The organism is Flavobacterium labens, from assembly GCF_048286755.1.
In the GTDB taxonomy this organism is placed as follows: domain Bacteria; phylum Bacteroidota; class Bacteroidia; order Flavobacteriales; family Flavobacteriaceae; genus Flavobacterium.
The window spans coordinates 315,470-339,911 of record NZ_JBLVPL010000002.1; the positions used below are offsets into that span (position 1 = coordinate 315,470).

The 24,442-nt window shown below is 31.4% G+C and carries 24 protein-coding genes; 1 reads left to right on the forward strand and 23 read right to left on the reverse strand.

Features of this window, described 5'->3' with window-relative positions:
- Positions 1-25: 25 nt before the first annotated feature.
- From ACNQF8_RS07955 to ACNQF8_RS08060, 22 genes are all read right to left on the reverse strand, one after another.
- Positions 26-229, reverse strand: a complete 204-nt coding sequence (locus ACNQF8_RS07955; protein WP_417953201.1) for a GIY-YIG nuclease family protein — start codon at positions 227-229, stop codon at positions 26-28.
- A 245-nt stretch (positions 230-474) separates the two neighbouring features.
- The gene (locus ACNQF8_RS07960) at positions 475-1,908 is read right to left on the reverse strand and encodes an MBOAT family O-acyltransferase (RefSeq protein ID WP_417953202.1); all 1,434 of its coding nucleotides are present in this window, start codon (positions 1,906-1,908) and stop codon (positions 475-477) included.
- 1 nt (position 1,909) lies between these two features.
- The gene (locus tag ACNQF8_RS07965; RefSeq protein ID WP_417953203.1) at positions 1,910-2,815 is read right to left on the reverse strand and encodes a hypothetical protein; all 906 of its coding nucleotides are present in this window, start codon (positions 2,813-2,815) and stop codon (positions 1,910-1,912) included.
- A gap of 28 nt (positions 2,816-2,843) precedes the next feature.
- Positions 2,844-4,241 carry a UDP-glycosyltransferase gene (locus ACNQF8_RS07970; RefSeq protein ID WP_417953204.1) on the reverse strand — a complete coding sequence of 466 codons (1,398 nt, stop codon included), beginning with the start codon at positions 4,239-4,241 and terminating at the stop codon, positions 2,844-2,846.
- Between the two features lie 223 nt (positions 4,242-4,464).
- Positions 4,465-5,337 (reverse strand): N-acetylneuraminate synthase family protein, encoded by an 873-nt coding sequence (locus ACNQF8_RS07975; protein ID WP_417953206.1) that lies wholly within the window; start codon positions 5,335-5,337, stop codon positions 4,465-4,467.
- The gene (locus ACNQF8_RS07980) at positions 5,330-6,490 is read right to left on the reverse strand and encodes a cytidylyltransferase domain-containing protein (RefSeq protein ID WP_417953207.1); all 1,161 of its coding nucleotides are present in this window, start codon (positions 6,488-6,490) and stop codon (positions 5,330-5,332) included. Before ACNQF8_RS07980 ends, ACNQF8_RS07975 begins: the two co-directional genes overlap by 8 nt.
- 65 nt (positions 6,491-6,555) lie before the next feature.
- The gene (locus tag ACNQF8_RS07985; protein ID WP_417953208.1) at positions 6,556-7,437 is read right to left on the reverse strand and encodes a glycosyltransferase family 2 protein; all 882 of its coding nucleotides are present in this window, start codon (positions 7,435-7,437) and stop codon (positions 6,556-6,558) included.
- 9 nt (positions 7,438-7,446) lie between these two features.
- Positions 7,447-8,571 carry a glycosyltransferase gene (locus ACNQF8_RS07990; protein WP_417953209.1) on the reverse strand — a complete coding sequence of 375 codons (1,125 nt, stop codon included), beginning with the start codon at positions 8,569-8,571 and terminating at the stop codon, positions 7,447-7,449.
- Between the two features lie 12 nt (positions 8,572-8,583).
- Positions 8,584-9,774, reverse strand: coding sequence for a glycosyltransferase family 4 protein (locus ACNQF8_RS07995; protein ID WP_417953210.1), 1,191 nt, complete (start codon positions 9,772-9,774; stop codon positions 8,584-8,586).
- Positions 9,767-10,420: a class I SAM-dependent methyltransferase gene (locus tag ACNQF8_RS08000; RefSeq protein ID WP_417953211.1), complete on the reverse strand. Its 654-nt coding sequence runs from the start codon at positions 10,418-10,420 to the stop codon at positions 9,767-9,769. The genes ACNQF8_RS07995 and ACNQF8_RS08000 overlap by 8 nt, the downstream gene beginning before the upstream one ends.
- 212 nt (positions 10,421-10,632) lie before the next feature.
- On the reverse strand, positions 10,633-11,412 hold the full coding sequence (locus ACNQF8_RS08005) for a glycosyltransferase family 2 protein (protein WP_417953212.1): 780 nt from the start codon (positions 11,410-11,412) through the stop codon (positions 10,633-10,635).
- 4 nt (positions 11,413-11,416) lie between these two features.
- Complete coding sequence (locus tag ACNQF8_RS08010; RefSeq protein WP_417953213.1) at positions 11,417-12,271, reverse strand: glycosyltransferase family 2 protein; 855 nt, start codon at positions 12,269-12,271, stop codon at positions 11,417-11,419.
- Positions 12,271-13,113: a glycosyltransferase family 2 protein gene (locus ACNQF8_RS08015; RefSeq protein WP_417953214.1), complete on the reverse strand. Its 843-nt coding sequence runs from the start codon at positions 13,111-13,113 to the stop codon at positions 12,271-12,273. Before ACNQF8_RS08015 ends, ACNQF8_RS08010 begins: the two co-directional genes overlap by 1 nt.
- Before the next feature lie 35 nt (positions 13,114-13,148).
- Positions 13,149-13,970 carry an O-fucosyltransferase family protein gene (locus ACNQF8_RS08020; protein WP_417953215.1) on the reverse strand — a complete coding sequence of 274 codons (822 nt, stop codon included), beginning with the start codon at positions 13,968-13,970 and terminating at the stop codon, positions 13,149-13,151.
- Between the two features lie 53 nt (positions 13,971-14,023).
- Positions 14,024-14,974 (reverse strand): glycosyltransferase family 2 protein, encoded by a 951-nt coding sequence (locus ACNQF8_RS08025; protein WP_417953216.1) that lies wholly within the window; start codon positions 14,972-14,974, stop codon positions 14,024-14,026.
- Positions 14,975-14,987: 13 nt separating this feature from the next.
- A complete protein-coding gene (locus ACNQF8_RS08030) occupies positions 14,988-15,875 on the reverse strand; it encodes an FkbM family methyltransferase (protein WP_417953217.1) in 888 nt (295 codons plus the stop codon).
- 174 nt (positions 15,876-16,049) lie between these two features.
- The gene (locus ACNQF8_RS08035) at positions 16,050-16,892 is read right to left on the reverse strand and encodes a DUF5672 family protein (RefSeq protein WP_417953218.1); all 843 of its coding nucleotides are present in this window, start codon (positions 16,890-16,892) and stop codon (positions 16,050-16,052) included.
- Between the two features lie 29 nt (positions 16,893-16,921).
- Positions 16,922-17,917, reverse strand: a complete 996-nt coding sequence (locus ACNQF8_RS08040) for a glycosyltransferase family A protein (RefSeq protein WP_417953219.1) — start codon at positions 17,915-17,917, stop codon at positions 16,922-16,924.
- The gene (locus ACNQF8_RS08045) at positions 17,905-18,729 is read right to left on the reverse strand and encodes a glycosyltransferase family 2 protein (protein ID WP_417953220.1); all 825 of its coding nucleotides are present in this window, start codon (positions 18,727-18,729) and stop codon (positions 17,905-17,907) included. Before ACNQF8_RS08045 ends, ACNQF8_RS08040 begins: the two co-directional genes overlap by 13 nt.
- A 40-nt stretch (positions 18,730-18,769) precedes the next feature.
- Entirely contained in the window at positions 18,770-19,531 is a 762-nt protein-coding gene (locus tag ACNQF8_RS08050) for a methyltransferase domain-containing protein (RefSeq protein WP_417953221.1), read from the reverse strand.
- Complete coding sequence (locus ACNQF8_RS08055; protein WP_417953222.1) at positions 19,506-20,762, reverse strand: ABC transporter ATP-binding protein; 1,257 nt, start codon at positions 20,760-20,762, stop codon at positions 19,506-19,508. Before ACNQF8_RS08055 ends, ACNQF8_RS08050 begins: the two co-directional genes overlap by 26 nt.
- Before the next feature lie 58 nt (positions 20,763-20,820).
- Complete coding sequence (locus ACNQF8_RS08060) at positions 20,821-21,690, reverse strand: ABC transporter permease (protein ID WP_417953223.1); 870 nt, start codon at positions 21,688-21,690, stop codon at positions 20,821-20,823.
- Positions 21,691-22,302: 612 nt separating this feature from the next.
- Here ACNQF8_RS08060 and ACNQF8_RS08065 point away from each other — a divergent pair.
- Positions 22,303-22,815, forward strand: coding sequence for a hypothetical protein (locus tag ACNQF8_RS08065; RefSeq protein WP_417953224.1), 513 nt, complete (start codon positions 22,303-22,305; stop codon positions 22,813-22,815).
- A gap of 224 nt (positions 22,816-23,039) precedes the next feature.
- Here ACNQF8_RS08065 and ACNQF8_RS08070 read toward each other — a convergent pair whose 3' ends face one another.
- A complete protein-coding gene (locus ACNQF8_RS08070) occupies positions 23,040-24,206 on the reverse strand; it encodes an acyl-CoA dehydrogenase family protein (protein WP_417953225.1) in 1,167 nt (388 codons plus the stop codon).
- Positions 24,207-24,442 lie beyond the last annotated feature (236 nt).

Here is a 24,442-nt window from a genome sequence, read left to right on the forward strand (position 1 = left end):
TGCTTTTTAACTCTACTCCATTTTTTTAATTTCTTTTCAAACTCAATTGCTTGGTTAGGATCTGTAAAATCCTGATAAAAACTAATAAAACCGGTCTTCTACTGTGCGTATAGGCTTCTGGATATTTACCCATATTATGTTCCGTAACTCTTCTGTCAATATCAGAAGTTACTCCTACATACAACGTGTCGTCATTACAAAGAAGAATATATACATAATAGAATTTCATATGGCTAATTTAATACTACATTAATTCGACTAATCCATATAGGGCCAAAGTTTATACTGAGCCTAGTCCAAGTACATTCGATATGCCTTTGCCAATCAACGAATCTCGACTGCGCTCGATTTGACAGCTCGACTATAGCCTGTGCTGAGCGGAGACGAAGGACTCGATTTGACAATTAAACTACTCCCTATGTCACGTCGAGCGCAGTCGAGACGCCATTCCTTTTATAAATTTCAACAATTAAATCAAAACTGAAAATAAATAAATTCTTTATAATCCGAATACGTTCCTAAAGCTAAAAGAGCCGCCAAGCAAAGTGTAATTTTTACCCAACTATACCTACCTGAAATAGGTTCGATTTTAGTTCTTGAATTCCATTCGACGAGAATAAAAATCAAAACTAACAGTACCATTTCATAACTGTACCTTTCATTTTCTAAATATTGTGGTACAAAACTTCTATTTGTAAAAATACGGGCAATATAATCAAAGGCAATTTCAATAGATTTTGCTCTAAAAAATATCCAAGCCAGACAACTTAATCCAAAAGTGGCCAAAATACTCCACAATACCTTTAAGGAACTGAAATTCCATTGCAGTTCAAAGGTTTCCATATTAGAACGGTTTTTATGGAGCAACAATAAAGGTAAAAAGTATAACGCATTAATAAAACCCCAAGCGATAAATGTCCAATTGGCACCATGCCAAAAACCACTTAGCAAGAAAATAACAAATACATTGCGGACTTGTTTGAATTTACTTCCCTTACTTCCTCCCAGCGGGATATACACATAATCCCGAAACCAGGACGACAGGGATATGTGCCAACGACGCCAAAACTCCGCTATATCTCTTGAAAAATAAGGATAATTAAAATTACGCAACAAATCAATTCCAAATAATTTTGACATTCCCAGAGCCATATCTGAATAACCGGAAAAGTCCCCATATATCTGAAATGCAAAATAAACTGCTCCCAATAACAATGATAGTGAATTCATCGAATGATAATTATCAAAAATTGCATTGGCATAGGTAGCGCAAGTATCCGCAATGACTACTTTTTTGACCAACCCCCATATAAACTGATAGATTCCTTCTTTGGCCTTTTGATAATCAAAACTACGTTTTACTTTTACTTGTGGTAATAAATGTGTGGCTCTCTCTATAGGGCCAGCGACCAACAATGGAAAATAACTAACAAACAAGGAATAGTCCACAAAGTTGTATTCGGCTTTTATACGTTTTAAATAAATATCAATCACATAGGATAAACCGTGAAAAGTATAGAACGAAATACCCACTGGTAAAACTACATTCAGCAATAAGGGACTCGTTTGTAATCCAAACCCATTCAATAAATCGGAGAAAGAATCAGCAAAAAAATTATAATATTTAAAAACACCCAGAAAACCAAGGTTAATACTGATACTCAACCAAAACCAAAATTTTCGAGAGCCTTCGGATTTTGCTTTTTCAATTCGAATCCCTGTGTAATAATCTAAAAAAGTGGAGAAAACCAACAGAAACAAAAAACGCCAATCCCAACAAGAATAAAAATAATAACTCGCTATAATGAGAACTGCATTTTGAGTGCTTTTAGTTTTATTAAAAACAAACCAATACAACAGGAATACGATAGGCAGAAATATAGCGAAGGATAGAGAATTGAAAAACATGCTAAATTTTATTTTTATTATTTATTATTTTTTTCACTAAAATTTCAGTGAATTTACTTGCCCCCATTTCATTCAAATGAAAACAATTAACAAACATCGAATCCTCTTGTATGGCATTAGAAAAATCATATAAATCCGGAATTTTAGTTTTTAATTTTTTTATATAATCTAAATTTTTAGTGTGCTTACAAAAGGGAGCACAAAAGAAGACAATTTTTAGATTATTCGCTGTTCCATATTTTTTTATTTTATCATAATAAGGACTATATGAACCAATAGAAGTAGGCAGGGAGAAATGGCTGTTGTGCTTACCGCCATTATCATTTTCTCGTAAAGGGCTATATCCCTTATTTTCGACTACAGTAGTTTTCTTTCCAATGAAATTAGCAAAAACATCTCTAAATCCAATCTTTTGATCGCTTCCACAATATCTGATAAAAGGAATATAAAACATACTTGGATCTTCTCCCACATAATCAATCAAATAGTCTTTTGTTATTTGATTTTCCTTAATAAACGGGGTCATTTCATAAGGCAAATTAATGGAGTGCCCTTTAATGTCAAAAATATAATCTACTTGAATAAATACAGTATCAGAGGCAATATTATACCATTTTAATAATTGCAAAACCGTGTAAATATCACCCAGTTTAGCTGCCTCATACCCTAAATTAACACATTTTTTTTTAGTGTTGTTTTCTATAATGAATGGGTCAATTCCATTTTCAACCCTCGAAGAACCTAAAAAAATATAATTGACTTTGGTATTTTTCAGGCTTCTTAAATACTGGAATTTAGTCCTTGGATTAGCATTTTTATAAACAGTAGTATAGGTAAAATCGAATACTAATAGTAGTATTAGAAGTATAGATAAAATCCCAACAATCTTAATTATAAATTTTTTCATAGTTGACTAAAAGTAAAAACTCAAATTTTTACTTTTTTAAAATCGCATCAATATTTTCCCATATTTTCTCTGAAGCTTGTGTTGGAGTTACTCCGACCACAATTTCATACCATTTTTTCCCTTCTGAAACATTTGATAATTTGCCTGTTATGATTTGACTTACTAAATATTCCAACTCTTTTTTATCGGTACAAAACACAGCCGCTTCTGGACTGGGCATACTTCTAAAATGAACATAATTATAATTTTGTCCAATATCCCGAATACCTTTTTTTAATTGGGGTTGCTCGTAATTAAAATAGATGCAAGGTTTTTCATGTGCCACAAAATCAAAAACAGTAGAGGAACACACATTAGTGACCAATTCAGAATGGGCGCAAACATTATACAATAATCCTAAATCATCTTTAGTAGGCAAAATTTCATTCCATTGTTTCCCCATAGGTTTCCAGATAGGATCTAAAACTGTGATAATGTCAGCATTAGCAGCAAGAACTGCATCATATCTACTGGTTGTATCAACAGGGCATTTTCTGTAGATAATTCCCAGATTTTTACCTTTAGCATTTAAACTGTGTACTGCATGAGCCAAATCCTCTAAATAATACTGATCCAAAGGCGAAGTAGTTTCATCATCACCGGAATAACAAATGTATTTTTTATCAACATCCAAATGATGCTCGGCACAAAACGCAGCTCTTTCTTGCAGCAATCGGCTGTCGTAATGCTGCTCAAACTGAGGTGTTCCTGTAACAATAACTTGGGATTCCTTGACAAATGGGTAGTATTTTAAAACCTCCGATTTCATTAAATCACTCCAAACAAAATAATAATCCGTTTCCACCACTTGCATCGCCTTAGGCACATTGTCCCAAGAATACACAAAAGCAACAGTAGGAATCCCTAAATCTTTGGCTGCCAGTAAAGCGCTTATAGATTGCGTGGCACGTTGTGTAGTACAAAAAACCAAATCAGGCTGGTGTTCTTGTAACTGAGCTTTGCAATACTGGTATTTTTCAGTGGAACGTTCTAGACTATTGATTCGTTTTCGGATACGGACAATCCCTTTTTCTGATGAATTCAATCCTATTAACAACTTAGTATAAAGTGTAATTAAGGTGTTTTTTATGCTATTGTAGCTAAAAGGAAATTTATAAGTAGGATACACGTCATCCTTAAACTTCTTTTGTGACACATTCAATTCGATGTGTTTTCTAATGCGGGAATAGATTGGCGTTAACCTATTTATTTTATGGTTTTCAATTTTAACCTCATCATAGCCCAACTCCTCTTTGAGAGAGAACACAGTATTATTCCAGTAGACAATTTGATTTCCTTTTTGTTCTCCTAATTCCTTGAATTTAGTAAAGGCAAAATTACGCAGCCCCACTCCATCTGGAAAAAAAACAAATATTTTTTTACTCATAATTTAATTTATCAAGCTCGTTTGGGGTTTAATTATTGATTTATTTGCGGCTATCTGTCACTAATACCAATCTGAATTTTTATTAGTTTATAAAAAATAAAGTTCTTTTTCTCTTTAAACCATTAAGAAATTAAGGTTCATTAAGGTTAAAACTTAATTTTCTTAATTTCTTAATGGTTTAAAAATATAATAAAAATTTTGCTCTACTTAGCGGACAGTTATATTACTTTTTATTCTTCAACTTATCCCTTTGCACTTGTTCAATAGGCAAAATATCTGTTGATTTAAAAGTCAATGCACTATGAACAGCACTCAAGTCTCTCGCTAATTTTCGCAATCCCATAGGTTCTAAAGAAGCAGCATGATCAGTACCTTTCCAGGTGCGATCTATTGTATAATGTCTTTCAATAATGTTGGCACCCAGCGTATAGGCTGCTACATCTACGGCTATTCCTAAATGATGTCCGGAAAAACCAATATGCTTTACAATAGCACCATATTTTTCCTTCAGCAAAGTAATATCTAACAAACACACATCCTCAAAAGGCACCGGATATCCTGAGGTACAATTGTATAACACTAAGTCTTTATTCCTTCCTTTTGCAACAAAATAATTAACCAAAGTATCTGCTTCATCTTTAGTGGTCATCCCAGTCGAAATATGAATTTCCCCTTGGTAATGATCACACAACCAACCCAACATTTCAAAATTATTATTACAGGCAGATGGGATTTTAATAAATTCCGGATGAAGCGACGCTATCTCTTTGGCCGAGGTCGTATCCCAAACAGAAGTTGAATACGTAATTCCTATAGATTCACAATAGTCTTTTAACTCTTGATGTTGGTTCACATCAAATTCTAAAAATTCCCTGTGCGCACCATACGTATCGCCATAAGCGTTACTGACATTAGGGTGCGGTGCATTATATTGCTCCTCAGTCAACAATTCGGTGTTGTTTCTTTTTTGAAATTTAACGGCGTCAACATTACAAAATATCTTTGCAATCTTTATCAATTCTTTCGCAATTGCTATATCGCCTTTATGATTACAGCCAATTTCAGCAATTACGTAAGGTTTTTTAAAATCAGTCATATCTTTTATTATACTTTAATATCATTTCACAAACTTCCCTGATGGCACCGGCTCCAGAAGCTGTCCCAAGCACAAAATCAGCGTTCAGTTTTACTGTAGCAGTTGCATTTGCCGGAGCAAAAGACAAACTGGAACTACACATATTAGCCAAATCATTTACATCATCTCCTACATAAGCAACAGCTCCAAAACTACTATTTTTAGTGGCAAGAAATTGCTTCAGAAATGAATATTTATCCTTAACACCAAAAAATGCCTCTTTAATTTGAAGTTTTACCATACGCTGAGCAACCAGTTTGGAATTTTCAGAAGTCAATGTGATTACTTCAACATTATTTTCTCTTAAAATTTCTAACCCCATGCCATCACGCATATCAAACTTTTTGGCCATTTCTCCTTCTTCATTATAGTAAACCCCACCATCGGTAAAAACCCCATCAACATCTAATACTAAATAGGAAATCCTTTGTTGGGTCTTGCACTTTTTTTGTCGCTCTGTCAATAGATTTTCAATAATACCCCAATCAGAGATACTGTCAATCTCCATTAAAGTTTCTTCAGGCATGGTAACTAAGCCAATGTTTCCGCTGACTCTGTTTTTAGAAGTTAAAAAAAGTTCTTTTTTAGTAGCATACACCGCACCATTTTCTATCAACAATCCTTCAAAATCTTGTCGTCTGGGTCTGTTGAAAACATCATAATTTTGTGGGGTTCCATCACTGTTCCAGGTAAACCGATGCGTATTGACTACAGTAAGAGCACTGTCGTATTTCTCTGTGATGATTTTATCTAATACTTTATTGATATCAGCCGCCAATGTTAATGGCGAAGTCGCTTGAAGCAAACATAAAACAGCATACTCATGATTAATTTTCTCAGAAAACTCCATCATGGTACTCTCCGTAGAAGCGGTATCATTGGCATTTTCTTCGTTGCGCAACACGGCAAATATCTTATTGGTCCAATAGTATTCCCGTTCTATATAGCTAATGATTTCGGTATCGTTTGTAAACACATAAACGGCATCCAAATCAGAAAAAATAGCTTCCGTAAGTACCCACGAAAACAAGGGCCGTCCTACCATTTTCTTTTTATTTTTCCCCGGAATTCCTTTCGAATCTTTGCGCAGTGGAATGATCCCTATTTTTTTCATTTTATATTTTTTTAGTTGTTGCTTCAAAAAAAGATTTAATATTCTGACCTTGTATTAATTACAACTCAATATTTTATTCCTTTTACAGCTTTCATTTTTGCTAAAGTACTTTTTCGCACTGGTTTTCTAAATTTTAAAACAGCGCGTAACTCTTTTGTTACACTAAAAAGGGAACTCCAAAACAACTTAAAATATGTAAGATTGTGAAGTCCATATTTTTTAAAATTATGAAATAGTAATCTTGCTATTTTTAGCATGGGATTCGGATAATACACCACATAATAATACATAGTATTTTTGAGTTGCTTTTCGAAGCGAAAGTAATTCCTGCCCTGCCCTAGCCGTTTTTTTTTATCCACTCTATGATTCACAATTATTCTATTATCATAGTTTATATCATAACCTAAATCTAATACTTCAATAGCCAAACAAGATTCTTCACCATAAATATCAATCCAAACAGGAAAACCATTTGTGCTATCATAAACTTCTTTTTTTATCGCAAAACCACATCCTACAAAATCATTTGTTAGATAGCTATCCATTTTCGGCACAGCCATTATCAAAGCTTCTTCATCTGAAATAAAAACACCTCTAATTTCTTGAAAGGCTATAATACCAATTTTTTCATTTTCTAAAAAAACGGATTGTGTTTGAGTAATGAAATCCTCGCTCAAAGGGTGTGCATCATCGTCTAATCCTATAAAAATTTTACCTTTTGCTTTTTTATACAACTTGTTTCTTGCCGGCGAAGCACTGATACTTATTGCTGAATTTTCCCATTGCACCCATGGATATTTTGTAATTAATATTTCTGTTTTTTTACAACCATCAATAAAAACTAATACTTCATGAAATGTCAAATCAAGTAAACCGATTAGTCTATTTAATGTAATTTCCAGTTCGTCTGGTCTATTTTTAGTTACGATAAGTATTGATATTTCCATGCTTACATCTTATGACAGAATACCTTTATATAACTGTACAATATCTTGTTTTAGATTCTCTCTATTATAATTCTTACTAACTAAATTAATATTATCAGTTTGTGCCTCTTCTCTTAATTGGTTGTTTAATAAAGCCTTTTCAATCCAACCTGCAATTTCATGTATATCCAAAGGATTTTCAATTAAAAAACCATTCACTCCATGGGTTATGACTTCTTCTGAAACTTTTCCTGGATTAGACTGTATCGGAAAAACTCCCATTCCCATTGCTTCTAGTAAAGAATTGGGCATTCCGTCAGAGATGCTGTTTCCAATGTATAGCAAACAAGAACCTAATTTTTGCAATAACAATTTATTAGCAATAAAAGAGTTTCTTGAGATTATTTCAACTTTTCTTTGTTTAAAATAGTCTGATTTGTTTAAATATAATGCCACATTTTCATCTGCACTGAAAATTAAGAAATCAATTGAAGAATCAAATTGTATCGATTCAATTGCTTTTATTACAAGCAAGGCTTTTCCAACACTGTCATCATATCCTTTTATACAAATGGTTTTTCTATTATTTATGGGTCGTATCAATGTGGTTTCTATTTCAATTCCTCCATTACCTGGAAAAATACCTAGAAATTGATTTGTAAAACCTAAGTGCTGTGCTATTTGAAAATCTCGATTGCAATCGGTAATTAAATAATCCACTCTATTTAAAAATAACTTTGCCTGATTCCTGCTTATTCCTAAATTTTGATATGCATACATATCACTCCCCCAAGATGAATATACAAAAGGGATTTTATTGTGCTTCATGACTGGTAAAATAGGTAAGCCTGCCAATTTCATTTCAAAACAATGTACGATATCAGGCTTAATTTCATTGATTAGTTTTGTAAAAATAGTCGTTATTTTTCTTTCATTATATTTCTGAATTCCTTCGTAAATTCGAGGAAAGTTCTTTTTAAGAAAATGTCTTAATGGGAAATCAAATTTTAATTTCCAACCCTTTATTTGATGCACCCAATCTATTCTTTCTACTTTGTTCCCGCCATCAGTAACATCAAACCAATATACTTCATAGCCTGACTCTTTCAACTGATTGACCCATTGAAAAAAATGATGATTCGGTATGGCTATCATGAGGATTTTCATTTATGAACTTAATAATTTTTGATACGACTCATTGAATTTCTCTATACTAAAATGTTCTTGAGCATATAAAAACGAATTATAAGATAAATTATTTCTGTATTTTGTGTTCTCTATTATTTGAAAAATTGAATTACAGAATTCTTCTATAATTTTCGTTTCATCAGATTCATTAATCAATATGCCATTCTCATTATTTGAAATATGTTCACTAATGCCATCTAATTGAGTTGAAATCGCTATGACTCCATGAGACATTGCTTCCATTATCACTAAAGGAAACCCCTCATATATTGAAGGTAAAAGAACCACATTTAGTTCTTTATATAGTTGGTTTAAAATGGATTTATCTGTTATTTCTCCCAAAAATTCAACTCCTGCTTCTAAAATAATATCCAAATTACTTCTCATTCCAGTTCCTGCCATTACAAAAGAAATTAAAGGGTATTTACTTTTTACTTTTTTAGCTATTTCTAAAAAAAGTAAAGGACGTTTCTCAAAACACCATCGTCCTATAAAACCTATTTTAAAAACTGATTCTTGTTTTTGGCAATAAGCATCATTATCAAGTTCAATTCCGTTTCCAATAATTTTTATATTGTTATAATAATTACAATCTACTTTATTTCTATAATAATATTTTAAAATATCTTGTTTTGCCGCGTCATTAATCACTATTCTATGAGTAATCAAAGAAACTGAATTTATAATATCGTTTTCACGGCTGTCATTTTCAAAAAAATTGTGAAACAAATCGATTCTGGCTATTTTATCAGAGATAAAAGGAAGTATTTGGTAAAAACAAACTGAGTTGCAACCAAATACTGTTTTACAATTGTTTGATGTGTTAATCGTTTTGTAAATACTTTTTTTTAACAAACGAATTACAAACGAATTACGCTTGTTGAGTATTGGATTGATCTCAATACAATGGGCATTAGCTTTGAACTGTTCTTGAAAATTTTTAGTTGCTGAATTTAATGTAAAAATTACACAGACTTTTTTAGGAGCCAAAGCTTTTACTATATTTAGATGCACTTTTTCCGCACCTCCTGTATGATAGTATGGAAAAAAGCAAACGATATCTGCTTGACTGATTTTTTTTAAATCAAAAATTAAAAAGTTAAATAAATTCCAAAGACTATAAAAAAAATAGATTACTCTTTTGATTATATCTTTAATTATTTTATGCATCCTGTTTTTTAATTGCTTTACAACAAACCATTCGATCCTCATTTAATAAAATAACTTCCTCAACTTTCAAATTAGAATACTTTTCAATTTGGTTTTTCAATGTATCTGGACTATACCAACAATTATGATCCGGATGATTTACTTCTATAAATTCATTTTTACTATAAAAATTTCTATTAATATGGTTCTTTGAAAAACAATTAGGTGCTGTAATATAAAAGACATCTGCATCAACAGTCGACAATCCTTCCAAAAATAATCGAACATTATCTACATGCTCTATAGTTTCGGGAACCAGACAAACATCATACTTATTACCTTTTAGCTGATCAAAGTTTGAATAGTAGGGTTGTTCCACGTATCTCTTCAATTCTTCAATTCCTTCTAAATCAATATCGAAACCATGTATACTTTTTGCTTTTTTGGCAAGTTTAATATGTAAGTTATATTTTGGATTAAAAATAGGCCAATCATTACATCCTAAATGCAATAGTGTTTTTTGATTAGCGATTTCTTCGAAAAATACAACCCTATCATTAACAGTACTTGTTGCTACTTTTTGAATCCAAAATTTATCATATAATTTATATCTAGGTTCTTTCTTTTTAAAAAAATTAAAAACCTTTCTAATCGCTCTCTTTATCATATTATGTTATTTAATTCAAAATTTTATTTTATAAAAGATGTAATAAGCTTCAATTTATTTTTAATAATCAATATTTTTCTGAATTAAGTAACAAAAATTTCAATAGATAAAATAAAAATCAGTGATAATTATTAATGGGTGTTCATTTTAAAAAACATATTAAATTAAAAAACTACAAGTTAATAAATACTGTACTTGTTTATATGGACCAGCTAAAATTTTTCTGGTTTATTAAAAATAAACTTTAATAAATACAAAAACCGTAAAACTACATACCACAAATCTAAGATAAAAGATTTCATTAAATAAAAAACACCTGAAAGGAATCCCTTCAAGGCACTAACTATTCTAATCTCCTGATGCCACAATTGATAATTACCCACCACATCATTCTTAAATCGAAAAAATAATTGTTTTCTAGTTCGTTTAATATCATAACAAAAAATCGATTCCACAAAATCAATTGCATATCCTTCTTTCAAAACTCTGGTTGTCCATTCCTTATCTTCAAACGTTACCACATCTTCTCTAAAAGGATATTTTTCCCAAACTACTCTGCTAAAAGCTGAGCCGGAAAAAATTAATCCTGACTTATTAGGATCAACTGTAGCAGGTATTTTATTGATGAAATTTTTATAATCATTGGTACTGTGGAGGCATCGCAATCCCGCTAAATTAGGATTCCTATCAAATTTCGTTTGTATTAACTTAAAAAAGTCATGGCTCACAGGATACGAATGCGCACTAAAAATAACCACTACAGGGAATCGAGCTTCTCTTGCACAGACATTAGCGCTTCCGCCAAAACTAAAATTTTCAATAGTAACAAAACGTGCGCCAAATTGTTCTGCGACTTCCTTGCTGGAATCAGTTGATAGATTATCAACAACAATAATTTCCGCAATGTCACCAGCATATCGTTCTGTCAAATTTTTCAACAAAAACGAAAGGGCAACGGATTGATTTTTATTTCTAATAACAACTGAAATCATGGCTTTACTTTTGGATAGAAAACAGTTTTGAAATAACTTTAAAAGGCTTTGTAATTAATTTCCCTATTTTATATTCTAAAGAGTTCTTTGTTTCCATTTTACCTTTCCTATGTGTTTTTATGTAGTAAAAAAGCACTTCGGCAGTATTATCAAAATGTACAGTATAGAGCTCTTTGTGTTTTCTAAATATATACTCCATATTTGCTTCGGCATGGTGATTAATAGTATCCATTAGCATAGATTTTTTTGCTTTGCGATAATAGAACAAAAAAGCTTCAACAAATTTAAACTCCCATCCCCTTTTGGTAATATTAATCCAAAACTCCCAGTCTTCAAAACCTTTTATCATGGATTCATCATAGCCCCCAACTTCTTCCCAACATTTCTTTCTATATAGGGACGAAGGCATCAATTTATTTTCGAACATTAAATCTCGATAAGTCGAACCCGAAGCCTTATATTCCTTTATAACATTAGATTTGTTTTTAGTAAAAAAATAACGATAACAAGAAACAATTGCTAAAGTATCATTTGCTTGTAATTCTGGAACTAGTCGTGCCAAAAAATCAGGATGTAAGATATCATCAGAATCCAAACAAACAATAAACTCTCCTTTACTATTTGCAATCCCTGTATTACGAGCGCTGGGTAGACCTCCATTTTCTTTATGTAAATAGCTAAATCGTTTGTCTTTTGAGCACCATTCTAAGGCTTTAAGTTCAGTATCATCTGGGCTTCCGTCATTAACAATGATACATTCCCAACTAGTATAAGTCTGATCCAATACGGATTGTAGAGAATCCTTTAAGAAATGCGCTTGCTTGTAACAGGGGACAATAATAGATACTAAAATACTCATTATTTTACTACTTTATTTTTAAAGAAACGAAAGGGTTTCAAGATAAATCTTCCAAGGTTAAACTCTATTGAATTTTTAGCTTTATTTAAACTATTTCTTAAAAGCGAATTTTGAATCAATAATTGAAAAACATAAAAATCAAAATAAGTTTCATAGATTACTTTATGCTTTAAATAGATGTATTTCCTAAGTTCAAAATCATGATTCTCCAATGCTTTTTGGTCTCTTGATGTATTTTTTATTCTATAATGAGACAATACTTCTTTTATGATATGCATAGTCCCTTCTTGTTCTAAAATAGCAATCCAAAACTCCCAATCTTCATAACCTTCATGCATTTTTTCATCAAAACCTCCTACTTCTTCCCAACTTTTTTTAAGAAACATAGAACTAGCTCTGCCATTATTAATTACAATAAAATCTTTTAACTTTCCACCCAAAGGTTTTATAATCTCGATGGTTTTATCATTATTAAATGCCCGGCAATAACTACTTACTGCAACTACCTGATTATTGTTATCCAATACATCAACTGCTTTTTCTATAAAACTAGGCTCAAAATAATCATCGGCATCCAAATTCAAAATATAGTCAGTTTGGGCTAACTCAATTGCTGTATTCCTTGCATTACTAACGCCCTTATTTTCTTGATAAATAATCTCTACACTAGGATGTTTTATATTTTTTAAAACCTTTTTAGTTTCTGCATTAGAACCATCGTCCACAATAATAATCTTTTCAGGTAATAGTGTTTGAATGTATATTGATTGTAATGCTTTCATGATGTATTTTCCATCATTAAAACAGGGAATAATTACAGTTACATTACTTCTTGAATTCATTTTGTATACATTTTTACTGCCTCAATTTTGACTTTTTAATCCTCCTTTAATGTTATTTTATCAATATCTCCTATTATTGCAGCAATATCTGAAAACGAACTCCAATATGAACCGTAAATATATTTTGTTTTAGATAAACAATACATATCAATTACAGCATCAATTATCCCTTTCTGTGAATCCCTACTAAGTTCCTTTTTGTAAACAATAATTTTTTCACCAAATAGATTAGTTAACACATTTTCAACATCAGGATCATCAGTTGCTAAAAAGAAAGTTGTTTCACTATTTTTATTTATTTCTTCTTCAATTTTGGTAATAAATAACGACATTGGGCTTTTTGCAATTGAAATAAAATTATCTGTTTGTCTTATATGAATGCCTATAGTATTATCTCCATAAAGCGCTGTTTGTTGGTTAATAATTTTCTGAATTATTGCTTTGGGAACGAAATTTTTAAATTCTGGGTAATTATCTCCAAACTCTTGTGTAGTCGAAATATGTATATTTTTATTGTGCCTTACAATTTGATCTATTTTATTTTTAAAGACTTTATCTTTTAAATCCCCCTCAGTGATACTATAATCTATCCCTAGTGATTTATTTCTAAAATATGCTTTAATTTTTTTATAAAAATTTAATTGATTGCTTCGATGAAGATAAAAATATTTCTCTTTTTTTTTAACAAATGAAACATTTGGAATTGTTTCAAACAATAAATTAAATTCACAATTCAATTCTTTATTTAAATTCCAAATCACAGCTAATTCGTGATTAGAATTCTTCTTTAACCATAATCCTGAAGCTATAACCCTCATTCTATTTGCTACCCCCCCACTAGGTTCCAATAGTATCATATTTACTTGAATTAATTTTTCATAAAACAATAAAGTTATACTTATATACCCTTTTATCTTTTATACAAAAATGGGAAAAGCATTTGTCTAAACCTAATTACAGGAAAATATTTGATACTTAAAACTGAAAATAATAGTTTAGGATGTGGAAAAAATAGTTTTGCCCAATACCCAATGTCTTGAAACAATTTATTTTTCTCTTTGTGTTTCAAAATCCAAATCCACTTGAATAATTCATCAATAATTGCATAACTTACTTTATTTTGACTACACCACACAACAAGTGATTCATAACTTTTTATAGTGTATTTTTCGTATAAATTTGCTTGAGTAAAAACATTGTTGCTATGAACTCCTCTAATTGCTACTGGACAATCAATAATACCGGTTTCTAATTGGCATTTGATAGCCATTTTCCAAAATATCTCTGTATCTTCAGCAACTAACAAAGCCTCATTAAAAAGACCAATAGTATTAAAAACTGATCTCTTAACAGTTAATCCATCAATTTGGAAATGACCATACTTTCCGGATAATAAAGCTTCAAATAGAAAATCAGGATTTAATTTTTGATTTACCGTGTATAATTGATGCGATTGTATTTCCTCGTTTGTTGCAGCTCTATAAAAATGAAATCCTACCGCATTATAAATCCCATCACAGTTTTTATTTTCTTGAAATACTTTGATATCATTTACAAATCGATTAGCTAAAAAATAATCATCGGCATCCAGAAAAGCTAAATAATTCCCAGTAGCTTTTTGTATCCCTAGATTTCTAGTGGCCGAACGCCCTTTATTCAATTTATTTTGATGATGGAATATTTTAAGGATGGAATATTGTTTTTGTAATTGTTCCAAAAGCAACACGGTAGTGTCAGTGCTGCCATCATTTACAACTACAATTTCAGTCACTTCCGGTTGTGCAATTACTGAAGCTATCGTTTTCTCGATAAAGCACTCGCAATTATAAACTGGAATAATAACGGATAAAGCAAAGTCCATTGATACTATTTTGTTATTTGTTTTTATATGCGTAGATCATCCCAGTAAGCTCATCAAAATTCTTGGAAAAAAAATTAAATCCAGAATCAAGTAAAATTTTCTCCAACTTATGTGATCCTTGGTCGTGCCATTCTAACAACAGGACGTCGATACATTGTATCATTCCCGAAGTATAAAGTCCCTCTATTATTTCATATTCGCCCCCTTCGCAATCCATTTTTACAACTACTTTCCTACCTGGATTTGCTGCAACAATAGCTTGAAATTCTAAAGAAGCATCTTCTATTTGAACTTCTCTTTCTGTAGCCGTTGTGTTTTGCGAATAACTAGGACTTTCAAGACCTCGAAAACCTGCATTACCTTTCCACAACTTATCAAATAAAAAAACTTCCTTACGACTGCTTTTGCCTAAACCGATATTTTTTATCGATGCCACTTTGTGCATTTTCTTATTCAAACTAAAATTATATTCAGCCTGTTCAAAGGTGTCCTTAACGGGTTCGAAAGCATATATTTTTTCGACAAAATCAAACTGTGAAAAAAACAACGAAGTTATACCTATATTAGCACCAATGTCTATAACCACTGCCTTTGAAGCAGTCGTAAAATCATAGTCATTCCGTATAAAAATTTCATTTAGGATATAAAATTCTTCATTACTCTCTACATAAATACTATAGCCATGAAAACCTATCAAGAACCCCTCTTTATGATTTATGATTGTTACGTTCTTGAACTTTTTTTCTAAATTTTGGATATAATACTTGGACTGGAACAAAGTTTCAAAATTGTTCGAAATCTTATATTTTTGCAAAGGAAGCGCTAACAGTTCCCTCTCACTATTCTTATTTACAATGCGATATCCTAGTTTATTTACTAGGGAAAACAAAAGTTTTTTCATCAAAATTTATTTATAAAATTAGCACGAAATCGTTAGTAAAAGAGTATTAATAATAAGATATTCAAGCTCCTGACACGATTGATTAAGCGAATTTTCTATGGTACAGTACAACTCCTGTAAATTATTGTAATTGATGGTTATGATCAAGAGTTTAAATATCATACTGTATATTTTTTATTTTATGTGTTTAGACCAAAATGAATGGTTTCCTTCATAATATTCATTTTCTCTATACCAAGCATGACATGCAAACGGTAATTTTCCTAAATTACCAAACAAAAAATCAGGACATCTGTCCCATGAAAAAAGTAAAGCATCCTCCACTTTTGGTATTTTTAAAACCTTATAAACTGTATGCAAATGAACAAAAAAAACATCTTCATTATGTTTGAATTCTTTAGAATAGTTTTGACAATTATTTTTATAGCCAATTAGATTAAGAGGCAAAAAAAGAAATTCTTTAATCCCATTAAAAGCATTGATTTTGAATAAATTTCTTTTTTCAATAATTAATTGTTGAAAGCTTTTCAATGGTTTCTTACTTGACAATAATTGAATCATTGTTTTTATGTTTCTCAAAGACAGCCCTCCGTTACCAGCACGCCAAAATTTAGCTCCTAAATAAGGGTCTCCAACAAAACCTTCAAACCAAACCCCTCCAATATAATCATAATCTTTTTTTACCCAGTCTAACAATTCATCTCTAAAAACAAAACAGTCTGTTTGATAAATAAGCATGAAATCGTAATTTTTAAATGTTTTGTAAAAATCACAACTCATCATCAACCTATTATATCCCTCTATATCATTAAAATAATTTTGATCAAAAAAATGATAATTATTTAGCTCTGGAAATTTAGCACTATAAAAAGTAATGTTTAATCCTTTTGGACAAATAAAATGTATCGAGTAATCTGAAAGTATTTTGATACATTGGTTAACCGATTGAATTTCATATTCATTTAAGCTTTCTTTATAAATGGGTATAACTATGCAAATATCATTTTTTTTGAACATAATTTTTTTAAATTTCTACATTGAAAAAATTATAAATTGTTTTTCATTAGAATCAATTTATTTTTCAATTTCCTAATTAAAACACTTTTATTAATTGTTAAACTGAATATCGAAATCAATATTAAAATTCCTTTAAACTTTTTATTATTTTTAATTAAATAGTGAGCTTTTCTGTATTTAATTTCATTTATTAGTTTTTTATTTGTTTTTAGAATTATTGGTAAATTATTACTTTTTTGATTTCTGAAATAAATAGTAATTTTTTTTCTAATATTAATTTCAATATCTCTATTTACATTAAATTCACCGTTATCATAAGCTTTAGCAATAACACTGTCTTTATGATATCTAAAATTATTTAAAGATTTTGAAATAAAAGCTACTTTACCATTAGTTACCAATTTTATATAAAATAACCAATCCCCACATGTTTTTAAAAATGGATCAATGTCAAATTCCCCCAAACGGTCTGCATCCTTTTTACTAAACAAAACACCACTTGCATTCGGTATAACGTTTTTACGAATTAAAAAACGCTCTATAAATTCATTGCCGTCCATTACAAAATTTGTTAAAAACAAGGCTGCATCTATATCATCGGTATGGTTGAGCCAACTTCCTGTAATATTACCTAATTCGTCAGCTCGATTGGATTGGCAATAAACCAACTTTATTTCAGGGTTTTGCAGAACGGGTTGAATCAATTCTTCCAGAAAATGCAATTCACAAAAATCATCCGATTCAGCTATCCATATATAATCTCCTTTCGCTAATTCGATTCCTTTGTTCCACTGTATAAAAGTATTGCCGGAATTAGTGTCATTAAAAACACGATGGCTTACTTTTGGGTTTTTCACATACTCCAAAATGATTTCTTGGCTCTTGTCAGAACTGCTATCATCTAACAAAATCACCTCAAAATTTGGATAGGTTTGATTAAAAATACTCTCTAAACGCTGTTTTAAGAACTTTTCATGATTGTAATTGGGGACAATTATAGAGATTAAAGGGGTTATTTCTTCCATAATCTCTTTTTTATCCTTGATAAGATTATACAAAATAAATCTTTACTTGTTTTAGCAAATACAGATTCGTTTTTTAATTTATCTATATCCAAAGCAATTAAAAATACTTTTGAATATTGTTCGTAATATTGTTTACTATACTTTTTAGTAATATAATCTTGATTTGACTCTAACATTTCATACGTAAACGATCTAATCATTGAATTACTGGAGACAAAATACCTGAAAGTTATTTTTTTTAAGTGATGAAATCTAACGTTTATAATCCCAAAAGCCAGCCATAACTCCCAATCTTCATGTCCTTGAAAAGGCATTTTTTCATCATATCCTCCAACTTGCTCCCATATTTTTTTTCTATAAATAGCACAAGCATCAATATAATTTCCGGCTAGTATTTTTTTTAGATTGTATTCTTCCACTTCCCAAAGTCCATTTCTTTCACCAAAATATTCAGCATCTCCATGAATGACACCAATACTAGAATCCTTTTCAAAAATAGTTATGGCACTAATTGCAAAATCTTTTTCTAGTTGATTATCTGAATCCAAAGGCAATATATATACCCCACTTGATCTAGCTATTCCATAATTTCTTGTCTTCGCTAAGCCTTTGTTATGTTTGGAAAAATATTTAAATCTCTCGTCTTTTTTAGTCCAATTTAAAGCAATTTCTTCAGTCTTATCAATTGAACCATCGTTTATTATTATGGCTTCCCAATCTTGAAAATCTTGACTAATAACTGACTCCAAAGTAGTTTGCAAAGTAAATTCAGAATTATAACAAGGAATTATTATTGATATTATTGGGTTCATGGTAATTTTTTTATATTACTATTATTTATACCTTTTAATCCTACTTAACGACAAATCCGTATAATCCTGAATACATTTGATTGTTCTTAAATTTTAGTTCTTTTTTATCTTTTTTCATTAAAAACTTAACTACAAAATTTAAAAATGGTTTTATTAGTTTTTGTTTCTTTTGAGGAAGTCTATAGTCATTCCATAAGGCAAATGATAATGCTAAATGATAATGAAATCCTCCTAATTGCTTAATCTCCCATGAAGAAAATTCTGTGTTTTTGAAATGCTCCTCCAAAGCGTAGGGAGTAAATCTATGATAATCATACGGAGCCTCATGTAATGGCCAAACACTAGGCACTGTAAAAAAGAACGTTCCTCCTGGTTTCAAAACTCTTTGTATTTCCTTCAAAATAAAATTAGTATCAAAATAATGCTCGAGAAATTCTGTAGCAATTACAAAATTGACTGAAGCATCTTCAAGTGGTATTTTTTTTCCATCCCAATAGTAGTCTGGCTTTACCTGATTATGATATTCAGTTGGTTCAAGGTCTATACCAATATAATTTTCTATTGAATTGTTTAAGAGATATTCTTTATATGGCATTACTCCACAAGCAAGATCAATAACTACACCATGTAATTTAGGCTTCAACTCAGTTATTGCCTCCAATAATGATTTCCTAATTATATAAAAAGAGATTAGCATTTTATCTGATTTTATATTGATAAACCAATCACTTATGTATTTCTCAACATTATTTACCATTATGTTTTTATAAATGTTTTTATGATTCCCAACTTCCTTCTTCAATATATTGACAAACGTTATTTTGCCATCCCCATTCAGGTTCTTTTTGATTTATCATTTCTACATCAAAATTACAACAATCAAATTCTTGAAATTTTTCTCTTGTTTTAGAATTTGCAACATGTATTTTCAAATAATAACTCCCTTTATAAAGTTGTAATTTATTAAATTCATAAGTCATCCTATTTATTCCATTTTTACGGCAAATAGGACTATCCTTATCAAAAATATAAGAATACAGCACTGCTTTATTTAGATAATCAAATATTTGAAATGAAAAAGAAAAGTTTTCATAATTGGCTACAGGCATATTAATTTCAAAATTAATTTTCAAGGGCTTCATATTAGCATGTAAAGTTCCTCCTTCGGAAGTTATAAGCTCAACACGAGTGACTGAAGGAACACTGAATAATTCTTTTTGCTCAAATATACTTTCTTTAGTATTCATTGAAGAATAAATTGCAATCGCTTTATTAGTCTCCTCAATTGCTATTATCTTGCCGTTAGAGAGCACAATAGTTCTTGTTGCGAGAGTACTTATTGCACTCAAGTCGTGACTCACAAACAAAACCGTTCTACCGCCTGTTCTAGAAATATCCTGCATTTTTCCAATGGCTTTTTTCTGGAACTCTGCATCTCCTACGGCCAAAACCTCATCAATAATCAAAATTTCAGGTTCTAGGAATGCAGCTACAGCAAAAGCCAAACGTACGGTCATCCCGCTACTGTAGCGTTTTACAGGCGTATCAATATAGCGCTGACAACCAGAAAAATCTATGATTTCATCCAGTTTTGAGGTGATTTCTTTTTTAGTCATGCCCAGGATAGACCCATTCAGGTAAATATTTTCCCTGCCGGTCATTTCCCCGTTAAATCCAGTACCTACTTCAAGCAAAGAAGCCACACGACCACCAAACTTAATATTCCCTGTAGTGGGTGCCGTAACGCGGGATAATATTTTCAATAAAGTAGATTTTCCCGCACCATTTTTACCAATAATCCCTAAAACTTCTCCACGTTCCACTTCGAAGTTAATGTCTTGCAATGCCCAAACATAATCACTCTCGCCCTTAGTACTGCGGTCATTAGTATCTCCTATTTTCAAGTAGGGATTTTCTTTACCACGTATTTGATGCCACCATCTGTTCAAATCATGACTCAACGTACCAGTGCCTACTTGCCCCAAGCGGTATTGCTTAGAAATGTTTTCGGCTTTTAATATAATATCTTTCAATGGAGGTATAATTGGTTAACTGTTTATTCGGTTAATCGTGTAATCAATAATAATAAATTTAAACTGTGTCTATAAAACTCTTCTCCGTTCTGTTAAATATGAGCACTCCTACAAAAAACACCACTACAGTAACTAAAAAAGTATAACCTAATCCTAAAATAGAAATGTGTCCAACATTTAATAACATATAACGAGTCGTTTCTATAACATAGGCCAAGGGATTGTACTCCACAAGCCATCCATAAGTAGGCAATTTTTCTTTGATTAATGCCATAGGATACATCACGGCTGATAAATACATCAACAGTTGCACGCCAAAGCCAATCAGATTACTAAAATCTCGGTATTTCGTAACCAAGGAAGAGATTAGCATTCCTAATCCCAATCCTAAAATACCCATCATAGCAATCAGTAACGGAAAAAATAAAGCGGCAACATTCATTTCTATTGCAGCACCTTGAATATAATAATAGAGGTAAAAACAAATAAAGATAAAAAACTGTATCCCAAATTTTAACAAATTAGAAACAACTATAGAGAGCGGTACTATAATACGTGGAAAATATACTTTACCAAAAATTCCTGCATTACTTCTGAACGTATCGGAGGTTCCATTTAAACAAGCCGTAAAATAATTCCAAATGGTAATTCCTGCCAAATTGAATAAAAAAGGAGGTACACTACCCGTACTGATACCAGCAACGTTATTAAAAATAATAGTAAACGTAATCGAGGTAAACAACGGCTGAATTAAGTACCATAGTGGTCCCAAAACCGTTTGTTTATATACCGTCACTACATCTCTTTTTACAAAAAGCAGCAGCAAATCACGGTATTGCCAAACTTCCTTAAGGTTCAGCGAAAAGAATTTATTTTTAGGTGTTATTTCAAACAGCCACGTGGTATTGGTTTGTTCGGGTTGGTCCATTGGTTTATGCTAAAATCCTATCGTTAATTTTGTCTTTTCGAGCATGTCATCTCGAGCGGGGTCGAGAGACAAAAGCTATTTTACTCTACTAACTAAACGGTATCATTACGAAGCAAATATAAATAATTTGTATTTGCTATTTCCTTAAAATAGCGACGCATTCTATTTATTCTTGAATATTATCTACTAGGGCTACATGACCTAAGATTCACGACAAAAACAAACCTTTTGGATACGCTTCGCTGCTCTAACTAACAGTTTTGAGGTAAAGCCAATCTGTTGCAAGAGTTATTTTCAGCGAATATACTATTACATTACAAATAACACCAACAATTAACAAGCTATCGACAACTTTGATACACAACAAGCTTATTCATCTATTTTTTGGCAGAATCTTCTGAGCCCTTTTACCGATTTTTTATACTTTTTAGAAATTATTTTCTCTTGAGAACCAGGAAGCAACTTTTTATCGAAAGAATTTTAATTGTGGTTTAAATCCAATATATTTACGTACTGATTAAATTAAAATAAGCTTTTTAAAGCCATTACACAGACACTTCGGGCGAACTGAAGGTAGTAGCAGCAAAATACTATCGAAACTCAAAACACACAATGGAAAAATACGTAAGACAATTAATCTCAATAGAATTTGAAGACAAAAAAGACGTCTTTAGTGGTTTTCTTATCGATTGGACTGAAGATTGGATTTTATTAAAAAATAATCCTGTAGATTTTATAATTGATGGCTACACGATACTAAAGAACAAAAATGTAAAGTCAATTATTCAGGACAAAGATCATGAATTCACAGAAAGAGTAATCAAACTTAAGGGTCTTAAAACAAGCGCAGAGGAAATAATACCTCTTAAAGATTTGTATTCAATTATAACCTTTGTAGCGAATAAGTATGAAATTTTTCAGATTACAAAAAAGTCAGATAAAGCGGTTTATCTCGGCAAACTGATAGACCTAGACGAGAAAGAACTAGTAATAGATTTTTTAGGAACCGAAGGTAAATTTGACGGCGAAATGAGTTTTAAGCAAAACAAAATAAGAGTTATAGAATTTGATACTGACTATATCAATTCTTTAAAACTAATTGTTGACGAAGAAAAGAAAAAATAATGGACTGCTACTAATGGATATAATTATTCATAACGTCAGTTCGAGTGATTTTATCCCGAAGTATCGAGAATAAGATTGGATCAAGAACAAGAAAATTATAAGTAAAAACTAATGACAAACTACAGGTCCAATAATAGTATCCTAACACACTAGTTATTTCTTTTTTGTTTCTTCATACGCTGTAAGAATAATAGTGCTGATCCGTTTAAAATTCTCAACAAACGTCAAAAATCTTTAAGCAATCCCCGTGCAATGACTATTTTCATAATTTCATTCGTTCCGGCATAAATACGTGCCACACGATTATCGGCGTACATACGCGCAATTGGATAGTCCCATATATAACCATAACCGCCAAACAATTGCAAACAGGCATCAACAACTTGACCGCACATGTCGGTTGCCGAATATTTAATCATCGAAGCACTTTCAGTTGTTAATTGATGATCAACTAATAATTCGATACATCGATCTAAAAAAGCCTGATGTATTTGCATTTGGGTTGTGCATTCTGCCAGTTTAAATTGGGAGTTTTGAAATCCTGAAATAGGAGTCTCAAAAGCGGTTCGCTGCTTTGTATAAGTGATGGTATTTTCGATAGCACCCTCAGCAGTTGCGACTGCCATAATCCCAACTGTCAATCGCTCCCGAGCCAATTCTTGCATCATAATTTTAAACCCCGCTTTTTCGTCTCCAAGTCTGTTCTCTTTTGGAACTCTTACATTATCAAAAAACAACTCGGCCGTATCTTGGGATTTCATTCCGATTTTTTTGAAGGGAACCCCTTTATGAAACCCTTCCATAGTCGATTCTAAAATAAGCAAGGTAACGCCTTCCTCATCCGTATTGTGATTAGTTTTTACGGCAACTATTGCCATATCACACATAAAACCGTTAGTTATAAAGGTCTTTTGACCATTTACCAGATAATGATCTCCTTTATCTTCGGCCGTTGTCCGTAGTGCTTTCAAATCACTCCCGCAATTAGGCTCTGTCATTCCTATAGCAGTAATAATTTCCCCTTTGGCCATTAGCGGTAAATACTTTTGTTTTTGTGCTTCAGTTCCATAATACAATAAATAAGGCGCTACAATATCAGAATGCAATGAAAACCCGGGACCTGTTATTCCTTTTTTGGCAAACGCTTCAATTAGTAAGGCATTAAAAGTAAAATCCAATCCTCCGCCTCCATATATTTCTGGTATATCCAAACACAGTAATCCTAATTCCCCCGCTCGTTTCCATATTTCACGAGATACCATACCATTTTTCTCCCATTCATCTAAATGATCCATAATATCATTTGAAATAAATTCTTGAATCATCTCTTGCATCATTTTATGCTCTTCAGTGGCATAAATCTTTCGTTCCATTAATACGTTTTGTAGCATTTTTATCATTTTTAGATTAGAGAATGCATGTGCTGATTCCAGTATTGGAAAAATTCAAGGTGGTAGTATACAGTAATCTTGCGAACAATTTTTGTCTCCTAAAGTTACATAATTTTTGTTTTAAAAATGCTTCAATAAATAAATCAGAAATTTGTCTTGCCCTGAAATAGCTTTACACTAACAAAGAGTCTTTGAAAAACTAAAATGTGGTATTAGGAAATGTCAGGGTATGTATG

Excerpts from the sequence above, each read along its gene's own strand:
- ACNQF8_RS08070 (WP_417953225.1), bottom strand. The coding sequence starts at position 24,206 with ATGCTACAAAACGTATTAATGGAACGAAAGATTTATGCCACTGAAGAG.
- ACNQF8_RS07985 (WP_417953208.1), bottom strand. The coding sequence starts at position 7,437 with ATGGAAATATCAATACTTATCGTAACTAAAAATAGACCAGACGAACTG.
- ACNQF8_RS08060 (WP_417953223.1), bottom strand. The coding sequence starts at position 21,690 with ATGGACCAACCCGAACAAACCAATACCACGTGGCTGTTTGAAATAACA.
- ACNQF8_RS07955 (WP_417953201.1), bottom strand. The coding sequence starts at position 229 with ATGAAATTCTATTATGTATATATTCTTCTTTGTAATGACGACACGTTG.
- ACNQF8_RS08020 (WP_417953215.1), bottom strand. The coding sequence starts at position 13,970 with ATGATACTATTGGAACCTAGTGGGGGGGTAGCAAATAGAATGAGGGTT.
- ACNQF8_RS07995 (WP_417953210.1), bottom strand. The coding sequence starts at position 9,774 with ATGCATAAAATAATTAAAGATATAATCAAAAGAGTAATCTATTTTTTT.
- ACNQF8_RS08040 (WP_417953219.1), bottom strand. The coding sequence starts at position 17,917 with ATGGAAGAAATAACCCCTTTAATCTCTATAATTGTCCCCAATTACAAT.
- ACNQF8_RS08035 (WP_417953218.1), bottom strand. The coding sequence starts at position 16,892 with ATGTTCAAAAAAAATGATATTTGCATAGTTATACCCATTTATAAAGAA.
- ACNQF8_RS07990 (WP_417953209.1), bottom strand. The coding sequence starts at position 8,571 with ATGATAGCCATACCGAATCATCATTTTTTTCAATGGGTCAATCAGTTG.
- ACNQF8_RS08000 (WP_417953211.1), bottom strand. The coding sequence starts at position 10,420 with ATGATAAAGAGAGCGATTAGAAAGGTTTTTAATTTTTTTAAAAAGAAA.
- ACNQF8_RS08005 (WP_417953212.1), bottom strand. The coding sequence starts at position 11,412 with ATGATTTCAGTTGTTATTAGAAATAAAAATCAATCCGTTGCCCTTTCG.
- ACNQF8_RS08025 (WP_417953216.1), bottom strand. The coding sequence starts at position 14,974 with ATGGACTTTGCTTTATCCGTTATTATTCCAGTTTATAATTGCGAGTGC.
- ACNQF8_RS07965 (WP_417953203.1), bottom strand. The coding sequence starts at position 2,815 with ATGAAAAAATTTATAATTAAGATTGTTGGGATTTTATCTATACTTCTA.
- ACNQF8_RS07960 (WP_417953202.1), bottom strand. The coding sequence starts at position 1,908 with ATGTTTTTCAATTCTCTATCCTTCGCTATATTTCTGCCTATCGTATTC.
- ACNQF8_RS08065 (WP_417953224.1), top strand. The coding sequence starts at position 22,303 with ATGGAAAAATACGTAAGACAATTAATCTCAATAGAATTTGAAGACAAA.
- ACNQF8_RS07980 (WP_417953207.1), bottom strand. The coding sequence starts at position 6,490 with ATGAAAAAAATAGGGATCATTCCACTGCGCAAAGATTCGAAAGGAATT.
- ACNQF8_RS08010 (WP_417953213.1), bottom strand. The coding sequence starts at position 12,271 with ATGAGTATTTTAGTATCTATTATTGTCCCCTGTTACAAGCAAGCGCAT.
- ACNQF8_RS08045 (WP_417953220.1), bottom strand. The coding sequence starts at position 18,729 with ATGAACCCAATAATATCAATAATAATTCCTTGTTATAATTCTGAATTT.
- ACNQF8_RS07975 (WP_417953206.1), bottom strand. The coding sequence starts at position 5,337 with ATGACTGATTTTAAAAAACCTTACGTAATTGCTGAAATTGGCTGTAAT.
- ACNQF8_RS08015 (WP_417953214.1), bottom strand. The coding sequence starts at position 13,113 with ATGAATTCAAGAAGTAATGTAACTGTAATTATTCCCTGTTTTAATGAT.
- ACNQF8_RS08030 (WP_417953217.1), bottom strand. The coding sequence starts at position 15,875 with ATGAAAAAACTTTTGTTTTCCCTAGTAAATAAACTAGGATATCGCATT.
- ACNQF8_RS07970 (WP_417953204.1), bottom strand. The coding sequence starts at position 4,241 with ATGAGTAAAAAAATATTTGTTTTTTTTCCAGATGGAGTGGGGCTGCGT.